Annotated in this window: 17 protein-coding genes; 9 read left to right on the forward strand and 8 right to left on the reverse strand. The window is 69.7% G+C overall.

Features of this window, described 5'->3' with window-relative positions:
* Positions 1-222: 222 nt before the first annotated feature.
* Together UG56_RS28560 and UG56_RS25190 are read left to right on the forward strand one after the other, a co-directional pair.
* A complete protein-coding gene (locus tag UG56_RS28560) occupies positions 223-1,347 on the forward strand; it encodes a hypothetical protein (RefSeq protein ID WP_052693227.1) in 1,125 nt (374 codons plus the stop codon).
* Positions 1,344-2,552, forward strand: coding sequence for an AI-2E family transporter (locus tag UG56_RS25190; RefSeq protein WP_045547400.1), 1,209 nt, complete (start codon positions 1,344-1,346; stop codon positions 2,550-2,552). The genes UG56_RS28560 and UG56_RS25190 overlap by 4 nt, the downstream gene beginning before the upstream one ends.
* Positions 2,553-2,605: 53 nt before the next feature.
* Here UG56_RS25190 and UG56_RS25195 read toward each other — a convergent pair whose 3' ends face one another.
* A complete protein-coding gene (locus tag UG56_RS25195; protein WP_045547399.1) occupies positions 2,606-3,568 on the reverse strand; it encodes an EamA family transporter in 963 nt (320 codons plus the stop codon).
* A 38-nt stretch (positions 3,569-3,606) separates the two neighbouring features.
* On the opposite strand from UG56_RS25195, the gene UG56_RS25200 reads away from it, so the two are divergent.
* The gene (locus UG56_RS25200; protein WP_045547398.1) at positions 3,607-4,161 is read left to right on the forward strand and encodes a CGNR zinc finger domain-containing protein; all 555 of its coding nucleotides are present in this window, start codon (positions 3,607-3,609) and stop codon (positions 4,159-4,161) included.
* Here the strand turns inward: UG56_RS25200 and UG56_RS25205 are convergent.
* The gene (locus UG56_RS25205; RefSeq protein WP_045547397.1) at positions 4,140-5,429 is read right to left on the reverse strand and encodes an SLC13 family permease; all 1,290 of its coding nucleotides are present in this window, start codon (positions 5,427-5,429) and stop codon (positions 4,140-4,142) included. The two genes, UG56_RS25200 and UG56_RS25205, sit on opposite strands and share 22 nt — an antisense overlap.
* A gap of 181 nt (positions 5,430-5,610) precedes the next feature.
* On the opposite strand from UG56_RS25205, the gene UG56_RS25210 reads away from it, so the two are divergent.
* Together UG56_RS25210 and UG56_RS25215 are read left to right on the forward strand one after the other, a co-directional pair.
* Positions 5,611-6,558 carry a sensor histidine kinase gene (locus UG56_RS25210; protein ID WP_052693225.1) on the forward strand — a complete coding sequence of 316 codons (948 nt, stop codon included), beginning with the start codon at positions 5,611-5,613 and terminating at the stop codon, positions 6,556-6,558.
* On the forward strand, positions 6,555-7,217 hold the full coding sequence (locus tag UG56_RS25215; protein ID WP_045547396.1) for a response regulator: 663 nt from the start codon (positions 6,555-6,557) through the stop codon (positions 7,215-7,217). Before UG56_RS25210 ends, UG56_RS25215 begins: the two co-directional genes overlap by 4 nt.
* Here the strand turns inward: UG56_RS25215 and UG56_RS25220 are convergent.
* The gene (locus tag UG56_RS25220) at positions 7,204-8,589 is read right to left on the reverse strand and encodes a serine hydrolase domain-containing protein (RefSeq protein ID WP_084101601.1); all 1,386 of its coding nucleotides are present in this window, start codon (positions 8,587-8,589) and stop codon (positions 7,204-7,206) included. The two genes, UG56_RS25215 and UG56_RS25220, sit on opposite strands and share 14 nt — an antisense overlap.
* Before the next feature lie 43 nt (positions 8,590-8,632).
* Here UG56_RS25220 and UG56_RS25225 point away from each other — a divergent pair, with 43 nt between their 5' ends.
* Complete coding sequence (locus tag UG56_RS25225; RefSeq protein WP_045547414.1) at positions 8,633-9,262, forward strand: TetR/AcrR family transcriptional regulator; 630 nt, start codon at positions 8,633-8,635, stop codon at positions 9,260-9,262.
* Position 9,263: 1 nt separating this feature from the next.
* Here the strand turns inward: UG56_RS25225 and UG56_RS25230 are convergent, their stop codons facing one another.
* From UG56_RS25230 to UG56_RS25245, 4 genes are read right to left on the reverse strand one after another with little or no spacing between them, the layout of a single operon-like run.
* Positions 9,264-10,955, reverse strand: a complete 1,692-nt coding sequence (locus tag UG56_RS25230) for an FAD-dependent oxidoreductase (protein ID WP_045547394.1) — start codon at positions 10,953-10,955, stop codon at positions 9,264-9,266.
* Positions 10,956-10,982: 27 nt separating this feature from the next.
* On the reverse strand, positions 10,983-11,771 hold the full coding sequence (locus tag UG56_RS25235) for an alpha/beta fold hydrolase (RefSeq protein ID WP_045547393.1): 789 nt from the start codon (positions 11,769-11,771) through the stop codon (positions 10,983-10,985).
* A gap of 17 nt (positions 11,772-11,788) precedes the next feature.
* A complete protein-coding gene (locus UG56_RS25240) occupies positions 11,789-12,577 on the reverse strand; it encodes a hypothetical protein (RefSeq protein WP_045547392.1) in 789 nt (262 codons plus the stop codon).
* Between the two features lie 57 nt (positions 12,578-12,634).
* Positions 12,635-14,413 (reverse strand): 3-hydroxyacyl-CoA dehydrogenase family protein, encoded by a 1,779-nt coding sequence (locus tag UG56_RS25245; RefSeq protein ID WP_045547413.1) that lies wholly within the window; start codon positions 14,411-14,413, stop codon positions 12,635-12,637.
* A gap of 60 nt (positions 14,414-14,473) precedes the next feature.
* Between UG56_RS25245 and UG56_RS25250 the strand changes: the two genes are divergently transcribed.
* A complete protein-coding gene (locus UG56_RS25250) occupies positions 14,474-14,980 on the forward strand; it encodes a polyketide cyclase (RefSeq protein ID WP_084101603.1) in 507 nt (168 codons plus the stop codon).
* Between the two features lie 123 nt (positions 14,981-15,103).
* Here the strand turns inward: UG56_RS25250 and UG56_RS25255 are convergent, their stop codons facing one another.
* Complete coding sequence (locus tag UG56_RS25255; protein ID WP_045547390.1) at positions 15,104-16,270, reverse strand: 3-hydroxyacyl-CoA dehydrogenase family protein; 1,167 nt, start codon at positions 16,268-16,270, stop codon at positions 15,104-15,106.
* A gap of 88 nt (positions 16,271-16,358) precedes the next feature.
* On the opposite strand from UG56_RS25255, the gene nucS reads away from it, so the two are divergent.
* Both nucS and UG56_RS25265 read left to right on the forward strand, forming a co-directional pair.
* Entirely contained in the window at positions 16,359-17,033 is a 675-nt protein-coding gene (gene nucS, locus UG56_RS25260) for an endonuclease NucS (protein WP_071327327.1), read from the forward strand.
* Between the two features lie 89 nt (positions 17,034-17,122).
* Positions 17,123-17,371, forward strand: a complete 249-nt coding sequence (locus UG56_RS25265) for a hypothetical protein (RefSeq protein WP_071327326.1) — start codon at positions 17,123-17,125, stop codon at positions 17,369-17,371.
* Positions 17,372-17,401: the final 30 nt, after the last annotated feature.

Genomic DNA, 17,401 nt, shown 5'->3' on the forward strand with positions numbered 1-17,401 from the left:
CCACAAATGACGAATGAGGGACTGTCCATCTTCAACGAGGCCTCAGAGCCTCGGAAGAAGCCCGATCAGGACTCGACGGAGACACAGGTTCTCCCCCGGGTCCCCGGTGCTTCAGGATCGCCCAGCTCCGGCCACAACTCGGCTCCACCGGCTCCAGGCTCACTCCCGGCCTTCCCGGTCGTGCGACGGGGTGGATACGACCCCGGCACGGTGAACGCTCGGGTGCAGCAGCTTCTCCAGGCCAACGGCCAGGGTCAGTCGGCGCTCCGCAACGCCCAGCGACGCATCGCCGAGCTCGAGCGCAAGGTCGCCGACCTCAAGGCCGCCGCCACCCAGGGCAACGAAGCCCCGTCCTACGCCTCCCTCGGTGGTCGCGCGAGCGCGATGCTCCGCCTGGCCGAGGAGGAGGCCGCCGCGGTCAAGGAGGCGGCCGAGAAGGAGGCCGCGGTCATCCGCGAGGCCGCTCAGCGTGAGGCTGCCGCGACCAAGGCGTCCGCCCAGCGCGACATCGAGGCGCTGCGTACGACGCACTACAAGGAGATCGACGATCACCGCGAGAAGGTGACCTCGGAGGTCCAGCAGGCCCGCAAGATGGTGCAGGCCGAGAGCGACGAGCTCCTCGCCGCCGCCAAGCGTGAGGCCGACCAGATCCGGCTCGCCGTGCAGCAGGAGGTCACCCAGCTGCGTACGTCGACCCAGCGCGAGGTCGAGAAGGCCCGTGCCGGCGCCGACCGCGAGGTCCAGGAGGCCCGGCGGATGCTCGCCGTCGAGCGCGAGCGTCTCGCGCGCGAGGCCGCCGACCACCACGACCAGGCGATGGCCGAGACCGCTCGCATCGTGACCGAGGGCGAGACCCGTGCGGCCGACGCCGAGGAGCGGGCCCGGATCGCGGCCCAGCACGTCGCCGACCAGCGCGCCGAGCTGGCCAAGGAGTCCGAGGGCATCATCGCTCGCGCCCGCCGCGACGCCGAGGCGATCCTGGCCAAGGCTCGCGCCGAGGCCGACCACCTCGCCTCCACCGCGACCGTCGAGGCCGAGAAGGGTCACGCGATCATCAAGGCCGAGGTCGACCGGCTCACCAAGCGCCGCGACGCGATCGCCGCGCAGCTCTCCTCGCTCACCGACCTGGTCTCCGGCTTCGGCAAGACCGAGGACCCGGCCGAACTGGAGGCGCCGAAGCCGTTCACCGAGGACGAGGACATCGTCGACGGTGAGCTCGTCGTCGACGAGAGCGTCACCCTGGTCGACTCCGACGAGGACCTCTCCGACGACTACGACGACTACGACGAGCCCTCCGAGAAGACCGCGATCCGCGAGCCCGAGACAGCTAAGTCCGAGAGCCGGTGAACGCCGCCGCTGCCGGCCGTCCTGCGGACGGTCCGGAGACGACGTCTGCCGCGACCGACCTCATCGACGACTCGACGGCCGACAGCGACAGCGAGGCACCGATCGATCTCGACGAGCCGGAGCCCGAGGAGGAGAGCGAGCGGGACAAACGGTTCGGCAAGCCCGGACCACCGTTCGACCGGAAGTCGCCCTACCTCTTCGGGCTGCTCCTCGGCCTCGGCCTGCTGACCGCCTACGCGGCCGGCAACCTCCTCACCACGATGGGGAGCGTGATCCTCCAGGTGGTGGTCTCGCTCTTCATCGCCGCGGGGATCAACCCGATGGTGGTGTTCCTGGAGCGGCGCGGCTTCGCGCGGCCCTGGGCGGTCCTCACCGTCATCCTCGGGGTCCTGGGCGCGCTCGCGCTCTTCTTCGTGGCGCTGGTGCCGGTGATCAGCGACCAGGTCGCCAAGATCTCGGCGAACGTCCCCGACTGGATCGAGGAGCTGCAGCGCAACCAGCGCGTCCAGCAGCTCAACGAGGAATACCAGATCCTCGACAAGGTGCAGGAGTACGTCGCCAGCGGCGACTTCGTCAGCAGCGCCTTCGGCGGGGCGCTCGGCGTCGGCCTGGCGGTGATCAACGTGCTCGTCACGGGCTTCATCGTCATCGTCCTGACGCTCTACTTCATCGCCGCCTACGACCAGACGAAGAACGCCATCTACCGCCTGGCCCCGGCCTCGCGCCGGGAGCGGGTCGGCAAGCTCGGTGACCGGGTCTTCGACGGCATCGGGGGCTACGTCTCCGGCGCGTTCATCGTCGCGCTCTGCGCCGGTCTGTCCACCCTGGTGCTGCTCTTCGTCATCGGCATGGGCGAATACGCGGTCGCGCTGGCCTTCGTGGTCATGATCACCGACGTGATCCCGATGATCGGAGCCACCATTGGCGCGGTCATCGTCTGCGCGATCACCTTCGCGACGACCGATCTGAAGACCGGCATCATCGCGGTGGTCTTCTACATCGCCTACCAGCAGTTCGAGAACTACGTCGTCTATCCACGGGTCATGTCCCGCTCGGTCGACATCCCCGGCGTCATCACGGTGATCGCGGCCCTCGTCGGTGCCTCGCTCCTCGGTGTCGTCGGCGCCCTGCTGGCGATCCCCACCGCGGCCGCGATCCTGATGCTGGTCCGCGAGGTCTACGTCAGAGCTCAGGACGAACGCTAGTCACGACCTGTGAAGCGCCGCACGCAGCCGATGCGTGCGGCGCTTCGCGCATCTCACGACGAGGTGGTCGACTGCTCTCCCTGCTGGACCGCGATGATCCCGGCCAGCACGACCAGCCCGCCGACGAGCTGGATGAGGCCAGGAGCCTCACCGAGCAGGAGCCAGGCGAAGACGACGGCCGAGACGACCTCGAGAAGCCCGACGAAGGACGAGAGCCGCGAGCCGAGGGCGCGGGTGGCCGCGATGCCGGCGGCGTACGCGACCGAGCAGGTGAGCACACCGAGACCCACCAGCGGCGCCCACCAGGCCATCTGCACGCCCGCCAGGACCACCGGCGAGGTCTCCATCGCGAACGGGATGGCCCCGATCAGGCAGAGCAGCGCCAGCAGGACGGTCGCCCCGGTCAGGCCGAGCCAGGCCAGCGCCAGCGGCGGCAGCGTGGTGCTGGAGTGGGCGTTGAGCACGTAGTAGCCGGCCAGTCCGACCGCGGCCGCGGAGCCCCACAGGACGCCGAACGGGTGCACGTTCGCTCCGCTGACCAGGTCGAGGACCAGCACGAGCCCGGCGATCGCGACCAGCGCGCCGACCAGCGTCAGCCGCGAGGGCCGCTCACCGTGCCGCAGCCACATCCAGGCCACAACGAGCACGACCCCCATGTACTCCAGCAGCAGCGCCGGACCGACCGCCATCCACTGCACCGCCGAGAAGAACGCGAACTGCGGCACGACGATCGCCAGCAATGCGTACGCCACCACGACCCGCCAGCTCGCCGCCACGCTGCGCCACCGGCCGGCGAGCGCGCGCACCGCGAACGGGGCCAGCACCACGGCGCCGATGCCGACGCGGAAGACCAGGACCCCGCCCGTCGACCAGCCGGTGTCGAAGAGGCCACGGCCCAGCGGTCCGGAGAGGCTGAACGTGACCGCCGAGACGACCGCCATGAGCAGTCCGGCAGCCACCAGCGGCGTCTTCTGCGTGCTCTGCGGCACCGCCTCGTCATTGGTCAAAGTCGTCATGACACATGACGATCCCAGTGGCGCGGTAATGTGTCAACATGGTTTTCACCCATGACACCGACGTCGGCCTCCAGGCAGCCGCGGCGCTGGCGAACACCCTTGCCCTCTCCCCCGGCTCGGTCGACGAGCTGACGACCGTGGCGGCGCTCGACGAGTTCTTCGTGACGTACGACTACACGGGGCGGCACGACCGTGACCGCGCCGAGCTCGACGAGGTGCGTGCCCTCCGTCCCCGGCTGCGCGAGCTGCTCACCGCCGAGCGCGACGAGGCGGTGCGGCTGACCAACCAGATGCTCGCCGAGCACCGGGCGACCCCTCAGCTCGTCCGCCACACGAGCTACGACTGGCACATCCACGCCACCGAGCCCGACGCCCCGCTGGCCACGAGGATCGCGGTCGAGACCGCGATGGCCATGGTCGACGTCATCCGCGCCGACGAGCTGTCCCGGCTCTCGATCTGCGAGGACGAGGGCTGCGCGGGCGTGGTCGTCGACCTCTCCCGCAACCGCTCCAAGCGCTACTGCTCGCCGACCTGCACCAACCGCAACGCGGTGGCCGCCTACCGGGAACGTCAGGCCGCGAGCACGAAGTAGCGCAGCGCGACGTAGACCCAGGCGACGGCCAGCGTCACGATCGTCACCACGATGCCGTACCTGGTGAACTTCCAGAAGCTGATCGGATGGCCGGCCTTGGCGGCCAGCCCGAGCACCACCACGTTGGCTCCGGCGGCGACGGCGGTCGTGTTGCCGCCGAGGTCGGCCCCGAAGACCAGCGCCCACCACAGCGGGCTGTCGGCGCCCGAGGACGGCGTCGCGGCCACCATCTCCTCCACGATCGGCACCATCGCCGCGGTGTAGGGGATGTTGTCGACGAACCCGCCGACGACGGCCGAGCCGATCATCAGCCCGGTGACCCCGGCGAGCTCGTTGTCGCCCATCAGGTCGGCGGCGAAGGTGCCCAGGGAGCCGATCACGCCGACCTCGACCAGGCCGCCGACCAGCACGAACAGGGCCATGAAGAAGGCCAGGGTCGACCACTCGACCTCCTCCAGGAACGCCTCGGTCCTGGTCCGGGAGACGACCACCATCGCGCCGGCGCCGAGCATGGCGACGAGCGAGGGGTCGAGGTGGAGCTCGGTGTGCAGCCCGAAGGCGAGCATCACCAGAGCCAGGACGGCCAGGCAGCGGTAGAGCAGGCCCCGGTCCGGGATCGCCGAGGCGGGCGGCTCGATCAGGCCGTCCAGGTCGACGTGGCCACGGAAGTCGTGCCGGAAGAGGACCCGGACGAGCCCGATCAGCACGACCAGCAGGATCAGGCACAGCGGCAGCGAGTGGATCAGGAAGTCGTCGAAGGTCAGGTTCGCCCGGCTGGCCACGATGATGTTGGGCGGGTCGGCGATCAGGGTCGAGGTGCCGCCGACGTTGGCGGCCAGGATGAGCGAGATCAGGTAGGGCATCGGGCGCAGCCCCAGCCGCTCGCAGACCGACAGCGTCACCGGCGTGACCAGCAGCACGGTGGTCACGTTGTCGAGGATCGGCGAGAGCGCCGCGGTGACCAGGATCAGCAGCGTCGCCAGGCGAGCGGGGCGGCCACCTGACTGTTTCACCGCCCACAGCGCGAGGAACTCGAACAGGCCCGTCTGCTTGAGGACGCCGACGATCACCATCATCCCGAAGAGCAGGAAGATGACGTCCCAGTCGACCCCGGTCTCATGACTGAAGAAGGCCGACTCGGCATCGATGAGCCCGAGCGCGACCATCGCGGCGACGCCACCCAGGGCGGCGGCGACGCGGTGGACACGCTCGGTGGCGATGAGGCCGTAGGTGACGATGAAGACGGCCACCGCTGCGTACACGATCATGCGTTGAGCTCCATGCTCTCGACTCTCCGCGACCGCCCGCCGGATCCGAATGGGTGCTGCCACCCATAAGTCCAGGCCAGAGGACGTGTCAGGGTTGAGGCATGAGCGAGCGCCAGCGAGCGACCATAGGCCTCAGGCCGCCACCTCCGTACGATTGCGCTTGCGCTACGGAGGTGGCGGCATGAGCCACTTGCCCCTCTACTGGCGGGTCTGCCTGACGAACTGGGCGGTCTTCTGCGTCGGCACGCTGGTCCTGGCGCTGTCCCCGGCCCGGGTCTCGGAGCGTGTCCTCGCCTCGGAGGCGGTGGTGCTCGCGGTCGGGCTGGTCGTGATGGCGACGCTCAACGCGCTCCTGCTGCTGCGCAGCCTGGCCCCGATCGACCGGGTGATCCGCACCATGGACTCGGTGGACCACCTCTCCCCCGACCAGCGCCTGACGACGCACGGCAAGGGTGCCGGCGCCCGCCTGGTGGCCAGCTACAACGCGATGCTCGACCGGCTGGAGACCGAGCGGAGCACCAGCAACGCCAAGGCGCTCGCGGCCCAGGAGGCCGAGCGGCACCGGATCGCGCAGGAGCTCCACGACGAGGTCGGGCAGTCGCTGACCGTCGTGCTGCTCGGGCTCAAGGGCCTGGAGCGACAGATACCGGAGGACGTGCGCCCCGAGCTGGCCGCCGTGCGCGAGTCCGCGCGCACCGGTATCGACGATGTACGCCGCGTCGCCCGGCAGCTGCGGCCGGGCGTGCTCGAGGACCTCGGCCTGCACGCCGCCCTGGCCTCGCTGGCCACCGACGTCGGAGCGCTGGGCCGCACGACCGTACGCCGCACCATCGGCCGAGGGCTCCCCGAGCTGCCCCAGGACCGCGAGCTGGTGATCTACCGGGTCGCCCAGGAGGCGCTGACCAACGTCGTCCGCCACGCCCACGCCGCCACGGCCGAGCTGTCCCTGTGCAAGGTGGGCGACAAGGTCGTGCTCACCGTCGCCGACGACGGCCGCGGCAGCGCCGACCTCGTGGCGGGCGCGGGGATCAGCGGGATGCGGGAGCGGGCCCTGCTCGTCGGTGCCGAGCTCCGCGTGACCAGCGTCCCCGGCCGCGGCACCACCGTCCTCCTGGAGGTGCCGCTGTGACCCCCACGCCTGCGAAGATCCGGATCCTGCTGGCCGACGACCACACCCTCGTCCGTCGCGGCGTACGCCTCATCCTCGATGCCGAGCCGGACCTCGAGGTGGTCGCCGAGGCCGCCGACGGCGCCGAGGCCGTCGCCGCGCTGCGCGACGTCGAGGTCGACCTGGTGATCCTGGACGTCGCCATGCCCCGGATGACCGGGCTGCAGGCCGCGCGCATCATCGCCCGGATGCGTACGCCACCGAAGATGCTGATGCTCTCGATGCACGACAACGAGCAGTACTTCTTCGAGGCGCTCAAGGTCGGCGCCAGCGGCTACGTCCTCAAGTCGGTCGCCGACGAGGACCTGGTCAAGGCCTGCCGGACCGCGATGAGCGGTCAGGCGTTCGTCTACCCCGGCGCGATGAGCGCACTCGTCCGCGACTACCTCGACCGGCTCAACCGCGGCGAGAGCCTGCCACGTACGGTCCTGACCGAGCGCGAGGACGAGGTGCTCAAGCTGATCGCCGAGGGTCATTCGACCCGCGAGATCGCCCGCGAGCTGACGATCTCCTACAAGACCGTCGAGCGGCACCGCGAGAACATCCTCGCCAAGCTGGGCCTTCGCGACCGCACCCAGGTGACCCGCTACGCGATCCGGGCCGGCCTCATCGAGCCCTGAGTCTCCCCACCCGCCCACCGACGAAGGCAGCGGCCAGCATCAGCAACGTGACGCTCCCCGCCACGACACCGACGGCGAGGTCGGGCAGCCACGTGACCGCGAAGCCGAGGGACACTCCCAGCAGGCTCGGCAGCAGAGCCAGGGCGACCGCGGCGGTCGCCGCAGCTGTGGCGAACACCCACCTGAGCGTCGACGAGCTCGGGCGCCGGAGCGCGACCAGCACGAGCACCAGACCCGCCGGCACCGCTGCAGCCAGGATCCAGGGCGCTGAGGACAGCAACGGGTCGCCGCCCTTGACCGTCGCCGAACCGCCACGCGCGAGCTCGTCGATATCCGCGGCGGCAGCGGCAAGGCTCGGCGCACGCTTCTCCGCGTAGGAGTTCGCCAGGACGACGACCGCCCTGTCCTCGCCAGGGACCAGCGAGACGTGGGCGAAGTAGCCGGGGGTGGCACCGGTGTGGTGGACACGGCGGCGATCACCACCCTCGACACTCCAGCCGTAGCCGTAACCGCGGCCCGGCCCGGTCACTTCGTGGATGCTCCACGCGTCGTCCTCGAGACCGCGCGGCAGCACCTGCCCGGCAAGGTGTGCGCTGGCGTACGTCACCAGGTCGTCGAGCGTCGAGACGACGTATCCGTAGGGCGCACCGGACTCGTCGAAGCCGGGATCATAGGCCCGTGTCCACGACCACCAGTGGCGGTGGCCCGCGGCGAGGGTCGAGGCGCCGTCATCGTCGGCGGTCGTGTCCTTCATCCCGAGCGGTCCGAAGAGGTCCTCCTGCGCGACGGCCGCGAACGGCTTGTCCGTGATCTCCTCGACCAGAGCCCCCAGGACGAGGTAGTCGGCACTGTTGTAGGCGTACTCCCCCGGCGTGCCGTGGTGCTCGAGGTCACCGGCCGCCCGGCGCAGCGCACCGGGCTCGTTGTCGAACCGCTCCGAGACGGCGAGCCCGTCACCGACGGTGTAGCCCGCCGTGTGGGTCAGCAGCTGACGTACCGTCATCGTCGGTGCGTCCAGCCACGTCAGATGACGGTTCACCGGATCGTCGAGCCGGATCCGGCCGTCCTCGACCAGCCCGAGGACCAGCGCGCTGGTGAAGGTCTTGGCGACCGACCCCACCAGGAACGGAGTCTCGGCGGAGACCGGATCACCGTCACCGTCCTCGCCCGAGACGAAGGTGCGCACCTCGTCGCCGTCGACGACGGCGACCGCCGCACCTGGCACGCCGTTGGCCTCACGCCAGGTCTCGACGTACGCCTCGACGGCGTCGTCCGCCCTCGCCTGCACATCCGCCGACGCGGGAGAGGCGATGACCACCATCGCGGCCGCCACGGCGGCGTACGCGCTTGCCCGAAGTCGAGAAGTTCTCATGCCGACAGAATAACCATATGGTCATATTGTTATGATCGGAGTCGTGCCCAGGACCGCAGACCACGACAGCCGGAGAGCTCAGATCACCGCGGGCGTACGCGACCTTGCGCTCTCCTCCGGACTCGGCGCCGTGACCATCGCCGGGACCGCCAGAGCCGCCGGCATCTCCGTCGGGCTGGTACAGCACTACTACGACTCCAAGGAGTCCCTGCTCGCAGACACCCTGGGACGACTGCTCAGCGGCATCGAGGCCCGCGTCGACAGAGCGATCGCCCTCGCCGAACGCGACCATGCCCGCATCGAGCACATGCTCGGAGCAGGATTGCTGGAGCTGCTCCCGCTGAGCCCCGCCCACCGGGACGAGACCTATCTCCGGCACGCCTTCGCGGGGCTCGCGCTCGACAATCCGACCCTCGCCGAGCACCAGCTGGCCTTCGACCGGCGTCTCCGCGACCGAATCACCCAGGCGGTGAGGAACGGGATGGAGTGCGGGGAGGTCACCCCCGAGACCGACAGCCTTCTCGAGGGAGAAGCAGCACTCGCCCTGACCCAGGGGCTCGCCATGCGCCTGCTCTTCGACCGGGACGACAGTGCCCGGAGCCGCGCGAGGGCCGCCATCGCCACCCGGATGGCGAGCGTGTTCGTCGGCCCGTGCGCGAGAGAGTCCCGGTAGCTCAGGCGCCGAATTCCCGGGCGCGCATCCGCGCGAGGTGGGCGTGCACCAGGGGGAGCACGGACGCGCCCTCGCCGCTCGCGGAGGCGACCCGCTTCATCGATCCGGCGCGTACGTCACCCACGGCGAAGACGCCCGGCACCGTCGTCTCCAGGCTCGCGGGCGGGCTCCCTTCGACCCACGCCTCGCGGGGCACGTCGCGGCCGGTCAGCACGAACCCATGCTCGTCGAGGGCCACCCCCTCCGCCAGCCAGGCACAGTCGGGTTCGGCTCCGAGCAGGCAGAAGAGGCCGTCGGCGGACGTCTTGGTCTCCTCGCCGGTGTCGAGGTTCTCCAGCCGGAGCCACTCCAGCTGGCCCTCGCCCCCGCCGTCGGCGACGACGGTGCGGGTCCGGACGCGGATGTTCGCGGTCGCCTCGATCTCACGCAGCAGATAGGCCGACATGGTCTCCGCGAGGTCGTGACGCCGGACCAGGATCGTCACCGTCCTCGCGAACTTGGCGAGGTGGATGGCCGCCTGCCCCGCGGAGTTGCCGCCGCCCACCACGAAGACCTCACGGCCCTGCATCTCGCGCGCCATCGACGTCGCGGCACCGTAGTAGACGCCCGCGCCCACCAGGTCGTCCACGCCGGCGATCCCGAGCCGCCGGTAGGTCACGCCCATCGCGAGCACGACCGTACGTGCGCAGAACTGCGCGCCACGCACGTGCACGTGCTGGTGCTCGGGCTCGTCCACCGGCCCGGGCTCGATCGCGGACACCGGGCGCCCCGAGAAGAAGCGTGCCCCGAACCGGCTGGCCTGGATGCGGGACCGCTGGGCGAGGCGCATACCCGAGATGCCACGCGGGAAGCCGAGGTAGTTGCGGATCATGGAGCTCGACCCCGCCTGGCCACCGATCGCGTCACGCTCCACGACGACCGTCTTCAGACCCTCCGACGCCGCGTAGACCGCCGCCGCCAGGCCCGCTGGCCCACCGCCCACGATGGCGACATCGGCGATCACGCCCTCGGGGATCTCGTCGAACCCGCCGTAGAGGGCCTCGGCGGCCGTCGACGCCGTCGCCCCGGAGACCACGCGACCCGTGAACGTACGGACCAGAGGCAGCTGCGCCCCCTGGCCGACGGCCTCGATGAGCTCCTGCGCCTCGTCGTCGCCCGGCCCGAGCAGCCGATTGGGAAAGCCCATGCGTTCGAGCAGATCCCGGATCGCCGCCGCGTCGCGGTCGCCCGGCTCGGCCACGATGTCGGTCACGGTCACCATAGGCCGGCCCACCGACCACCCCCACTCGGAGAGCAGCTCGATCAGCGCGGTGTGGAACTCCTCGTCCCGCGGGCCGCGCGGGATGAGCACGAAGGTGTCCATCTCGCGCTCGAGCGCCGCGGCGCGGAGGTCGTCGAGAGAGGCGGAGAAGTCCTCCCAGGAGACCAGCGCCACGCGGCGTGCCGTCGCCACGATGCCCGGTACGCGGTGCAGGAACTCGATCGAGGTGCCCTCGTCGAGCACGTGCTCGGCGGCGACCATCGCGATCTGCGCGCCCTCGGCCACGAGCTCGCGGATCCTGTCGAGGCCCGCGGCGAAGCCCACCACGGGCTCGATCCGGTAGTCACGGTCGTAGCGTGCCCGGAACTCGTGCTCGATGATCTCGGCATGCTCGCCGCCGACCAGCACGATGACGGGTCTGTCGCGCTCCATGCCGCACAGCGTAGATGCCGCGATGCCTCAGTCGCCGAGGAACTGACGCAGGGTCGCCAGGAAGATGTCCGGCTTCTCGGAGTGGACCCAGTGACCGGCGCCCTTGATGGTCACCTTGCGGTAGCGCGGGAACCACTCCTTCATCGCCGGCGCGTACTCGTCGGTGACGTAGTTCGACAGCTCGCCCGCCAGCCACAGCACGGGCCCCTCGTAGGGTTCGTACGCCTTCAGCTCCTCGGCCGGCCAGTCGCCGATGCGGTCGAGGTCGCGGCCGAGGACGTCCAGGTTCATCGCCCAGCGCCAGCCGTCGCCGTCGCGGCGGAGATTCTGGAGCAGGAAGCCGCGGATGATCGGGTCCGGGACCGCCTCCCGCATCCCGGCGTCCGCCTCCTCGCGACGGGTGATGCGGTCCAGGTCGAGCCCCTGCATCGCGTCGACGTAGGTTCGGAAGCCGCCGACGCGCTCGTAGACGACCGGCGACATGTCGGCCACGACCAGCTTCGCAACCAGCTCAGGGCGGGTGATCGCGAGCAGCATCGCCACCTTGCCGCCCATCGAGTGGCCGACCACGGTCGCGGGGTCGTCGGCCCCGCCATCAGCAGAGAGCAGCTCGGCGACGGCCGCGGTCACCTCGAGGTAGTCGAAGGTGTCGGGCTGCGGCGAGCGGCCGTGGTGGGGCAGGTCGACGAGCGTCACCCGATGCTTGTCGGCGAGCTGCTTGCCGAGCGTGTTCCAGTTGCGTCCCTGGCCGAAGAGGCCGTGCAGGAAGACGACGCGGCTGCCGCTCTCACCGAGCTCGAGCGTATGAAGTGTCACCGGAGGATCGTACGGGCTCAGAAATCGAAGCCGTCGAACATGTCCCCGATGCCGTCGCCGATGCTGCCGAAGGCGTCGCCGATGCCCTCGCCGATGCCACCGATCGCGTCACCCATGCCCTCGCCGATCTCGCCGAAGGCGTCGAAGCCGCCGAACGCGCTGAACATCAGCCCGGCGAACATCCAGTCCATCGGGGAGAAGGCGCCGAAGTAGCCGGCGGCGTAGGGCCGGTAGGCCGGGCCACCCTGCCAGTAGGGGACGCGCTCGTTGCCGACCATCACCTTGCGGGTGTCGGGCTCCGCGCCGGCCTTGACGCGCTCGGCGTCGAGCGCACAGGCAGGTACGTCACGGGTGGTGCCGCCCGGCGGCGCCCAGGCCACGTCCTCGACCGAGAGGCCGTGGCGGGGGTCGAAGAAGCACGGCGGGCGGCGCTTCGGAAGCGGTTCGCCGGCGACCCGCGCCTTGACGCAGGCGACCGCGTAGCGACCGTCCTCGACGATCGTGGTGATCTGCTTGACGTCGTCGGGCGAGGTCATCTTGTCGACGGTGCGCTTGGCCGTCTCGTATTCGTCCAGCGCCCGCTGGTAGTCGGCGTTGGCGCCCTCGTCGAGCTCCTTGCCGGTCATGTCGAGGTCGAGCTTCTGCAGCTCCTCACCGAACGCGGTGACGTCCTCGAAGGCGAGCTGCTTGACCGGCTCGAGGTCGGCGCGCTGCTTTTCCAGCGCCCGCGCCTGCGAGCGCCTGCTGGTCACTACCACGGTCCCGACCACCGCGACGACGATGAGAAGTGCGATCAGAAGTCCCACGTCATTCAGCGTACTGGCACGGTGGTCGCGGCTGTCCCTGTCGCTTCGGGCTCCGCTTCAGCTGTAGTCGCGGAACCCCTTGCCCGTCTTGCGGCCCAGGTAGCCGGCGGTGACCAGGTGCTCCAGCAGCGGGGCGGGTGCGAAGCCGGGCTCGCGGAACTCCAGGTAGAGCTCGCGCTCGATCGCGAGCGAGACGTCGTTGCCGACCACGTCGAGCAGCTCGAACGGACCCATCGGCAGCGCACAGCCGAGCTTCATCGCGGTGTCGATGTCGTCGGCGGTGGCGTAGTGCCCCTCGAGCATCTTGACCGCGTCGTTGAGGTAGGGGAAGAGCAGCGCGTTGACGATGAAGCCGGCACGGTCGCCGCACGAGACCGGCGACTTGCCGACCTTCGCGCACAGCGCGCGGACGGTCTCGGAGACCTCCTCGGAGGTGGTGACCGTGGAGACGACCTCGACCAGCTTCATCACCGGCGCGGGGTTGAAGAAGTGCATCCCGACGACGTCGGCGGGACGCTTCGTCACCCTGGCCAGCTCGATGACCGGCAGGCTCGAGGTCGTCGTCGCCAGGATCGCGCCCGGCTTGCAGATGTCGTCGAGGTTCTCGAAGAGCGTGGTCTTGATGGCCAGGTCCTCGGCGATCGCCTCCACGACGATGTCGACGTCGGCCAGGTCGTCCAGCGAGGTGGTGCCGGTCAGCCTGCCGAGGATCTCCGGCTTCGCCGACTCCTCCAGCTTGCCCCGGCCGATCGCCTTGTCGAGGCTCTTGGTGATCCGCGTGGCGACACCGTCGACCTTGTCCTGACTGCGCCCGACGTACGTCACGTCGTAGCCGCCCTTGGCGAAGACCTCGACGATCCCCGAGGCCATCGTCCCGGTCCCGACGACGCCGACCTTGGCGATCGGACGGCGCAGCTCGTGGGTGGCGTCGGCGCTGGGCGTGAGGGCGTCCGGGACCACGATCGGGGAGTCGGCACCCTCGTAGGTGTAGAAGCCGCGGCCCGACTTCCGCCCGAGCATCCCGGCGGTGACCATCTGCTTGAGGATCGGCGCGGGGGCGTGCAGCCGGTCGCGACCCTGGCGGTACATCGTGTCGAGGATCTCGTAGGAGGTGTCCAGCCCGATCAGGTCCAGCAGCGCCAGCGGCCCCATCGGGTAGCCGCAGCCCAGCCGCATCGCGGTGTCGATGTCCTCGCGGGTGGCGTAGTGGCCCTCGAACATCGAGACCGCGTGGTTGAGGTAGCCGAAGAGGAGCGCGTTGGCGATGAACCCGGCCCGGTCGCCGCAGACCACCGGCGACTTGCCGAGCTTGCCGACGACCTCGCGGGCGTCCTCGAGCACCTCGGGCTCGGTCACCACGGTGCGTACGATCTCGACGAACTTCTGCACCGGTGCGGGGTTGAAGAAGTGCACGCCGACGACCCGCCCGGGGTGCTTGGAGGCGGTCGAGATCTCGGTCACCGACAGCGACGAGGTGTTGGTCGCCAGGATCGTCTCGGGCGCGACGATCTCGTCGAGGGTGGCGAGGATCGACTTCTTCAGCTCCAGCGACTCCACGACCGCCTCGACGACCATGTCGACGTCCTTGAGCGCCGTCGCATCGGTGGCGAAGGAGATGCGGCCGAGCAGGGCCTTCTGCTCCTCCTCGCTGAGCTTGCCGCGCTTGACCGCGCGACCCGTCGAGTGCGCCAGGTGCTCCTTGCCGCGCTCGAGGCCCTCCTCGTCGCGCTCCACCCCAACGACGGTGAACCCGTTGCGGGCGAACACCTCCGCGATCCCCGCACCCATGGTGCCCAGGCCGACGATTCCGACTGTCTCGATCGTGCGCTCGCTCATGCCGAGCATCCTGCCACGGCTCATGGCGGGCATCTCGGCATGCCGCTAGATTCGCTCCCCGTGACCGACCAGACCCAGGCCGACCAGTCCATCGAGACCGAACGCATCGACGCCGAGCGGATCATCCCCGCCTCCCCCGCCGACATCTTCGCCGTCCTCGTCGACCCCGACGGCCACGTCGCCATCGACGCCGCCGGCATGCTCCAGTCCGCAGAGGGGTCGGCGGTCAGCGCGGTCGGCGACCGGTTCGTCGTCCACATGGACCGCGAGGCTCTCGGCGACTACCCGATGGGCAGGTACGACGTCACCGTGATCATCACGGGCTTCGAGCCCGACCGGGCGATCGAGTGGACCATCGACGGCACCATCAAGCCGCCGATCGGTCACCGCTTCGGCTACGAGCTCGAACAGCTCGACTCCGGCGACACCCGCGTCACCTCCTACTGCGACTGGTCCACCGCCCTGCCCGAGTGGAAGCCGATCTTCCCCGTCATCGACCAGAAGTCGATCCGGGCCACGCTGGGGATCCTGGAGCGAGCCGTACGCCGCGGCTACCCCCGCCCCTGACGAGGCGTCACTCCCGCAGGCCGAGGCGTCACACGCGCGAATCGAGCCGGCACCGACGTGCCGACTCGATTCGCGTAGGTGACGCCTCGGCCGACGTGGGTGACGCCTCGGCCGGGGGTGGGATCAGTAGGTGTGGAAGCCCTCGCCGGTCTTGCGACCGAGCTTGCCCTCCTGGACCTTCTGGACCAGGAGAGGCGCGGGGTCGAAGCCGGGCTCGCCGAACTCGTTGCGGAGCTCGGACTGGATGGCCAGCGAGACGTCGTTGCCGACGACGTCGAGGAGCTCGAACGGGCCCATCGGGAAGCCGGCGCTCTCCTTGATCGCGGCGTCGATCTCCTCCATCGCGACACCGGACTCGTGCAGCTTGACGGCGTCGTTGAGGTAGGGGAACAGCAGCGCGTTGACGATGAAGCCGGAGCGGTCGCCGCAGGAGACCGGGACCTTCTTGACCGCGGTGGACAGCGCGAGCACGGTCTCGTCGACCTCGGCGGAGGTGAGGTCGGTGGTGACCACCTCGACGAGCTTCATGACCGGCGCGGGGTTGAAGAAGTGCATGCCGATGACGTCGCCGGGGCGCTCGGTGACCTTGGCGAGCTCGGTGATCGGCATCGAGCTGGTGGTGGTGGCCAGGATGGCGCCGGCCTTGGCGATCCGGTCGAGGTCCTTGAAGAGCTCGCTCTTCACCTCGAGGTCCTCGGCGATGCCCTCGACGATCAGGTCTGCCTCGGCGAGGTCCTCGCGCGAGGTGCTGCCGGTGAGGCGGCCGAGCACCGCGGCCTTGGTCTCCTCGTCCGAGCGGCCCTTCGCGATGGCCTTGTCGAGCGACTTGGTGATGCCCGCGACGACCCCGTCGAGCTTCTCCTGCGAACGGCCGACGAAGACGACGTCGTAGCCCGCCTGGGCGAAGACCTGGACGATGCCCGAGGCCATGGTGCCGGTGCCGACGACGCCGATCTTCTCGATCGTGCGGCGCAGCTGCGGGGCCTGTACGTGGTCGCCGGCCACCGCAGCGAAGGTTCCGGCCTCGTCGGAGACCTTGGTGAGCAGGTCGGCGGGCTTGTGCAGGTTGTCGCCGGTCTCCTCGTAGCGGGCGAGCAGCGCGTCGCGTACGGCGGCGGCGCCGATCTCGTCGACCGTGGCCAGCGGACCCTGCGGGTAGCCGCAGCCGAAGCACATGGCGTTGTCGATGTCGGTGGCGGTGGCGTAGCCCGACTCGAGCATGCGAATCGCGTGGTTGAGGTAGGGCAGTACGAGCACGTCGTGGATGGAACCCTGGGTCGAAACCGTCATGCGACGGAAGACTGCCAAATTTATTACCCATGAGTAACCCCTGGTGGCGTGACGCTGCTCACATCGGGCCATGCGGTACGTTCTCCCGGTGAGACTCGTCGTTGCCACCTGCCAGGTCGACTACGCGGGGCGGCTCACCGCCCACCTCCCGATGGCCACCAGGGTGTTGATGCTCAAGGCCGACGGATCGGTGCTGGTCCACTCCGACGGGGGCTCCTACAAGCCCCTCAACTGGATGTCGCCGCCCTGCACCCTCTCGGAGGGCAAGTCCGACGACGGCCGCGTCGAGTGGACCGTCACCTCCAAGACCGACGACACCCTGCGCATCCTGATCGACGAGATCCACCACGAGTCCTCCCACGAGCTCGGCATCGACCCCGGCCTGCAGAAGGACGGCGTCGAGAAGCACCTCCAGGAGCTCCTCGCCGACCACCCGGCCACGCTCGGCGAGGGGCTGACCCTCGTACGCCGCGAATACCCGACCGCGATCGGCCCGGTCGACCTGATGTGCCGCGACGCCGACGGGAGGTCGGTCGCCGTCGAGATCAAGCGGCGCGGCGAGATCGACGGCGTCGAGCAGCTGACCCGCTATCTCGAGCTGCTCAACCGCGACCCGCTGCTGGCCCCCGTACGCGGCATCTTCGCCGCTCAGGCCATCAAACCGCAGGCGCGCGTGCTGGCCGAGGACCGCGGGATCACCTGCGCGATCGTCGACTACGACGCGCTCCGCGGCCTCGATGATCCGACCGAGAGACTCTTCTGAGCAACAGTTGGTGCACGGTCAGGCAAGTTCACGCAAGCGAAACAGCGTTCCATACCTTTCATATGCGATCGCGTGACACTATTCACGCCATGTCCATGAACTACTCGGGGCATGGCGTTGGGGGCCGCCTGTCCGTCAGCGACGTCGAGGCGATCATGATCGATCTCCTCACGATGCAGCAGATGCACACGGCGGAGTTCCATGCGATCAAGGGCCGGATCGAGCGCACCGACGCCGCGCTCGACAGCGTCAACGCGCGCCTGGACAGCGTGGAGCGACGGTTGGACGACCTGCTGATCTCGATGAGTCAGCTGCTCAACTGGATCAACCCCCGCTGACCTGCCGAGTCGGCTCATCCTGACGTAGAA

The organism is Nocardioides luteus, assembly GCF_000960475.2.
GTDB classification, from domain to species: Bacteria; Actinomycetota; Actinomycetes; order Propionibacteriales; family Nocardioidaceae; genus Nocardioides; species Nocardioides luteus_A.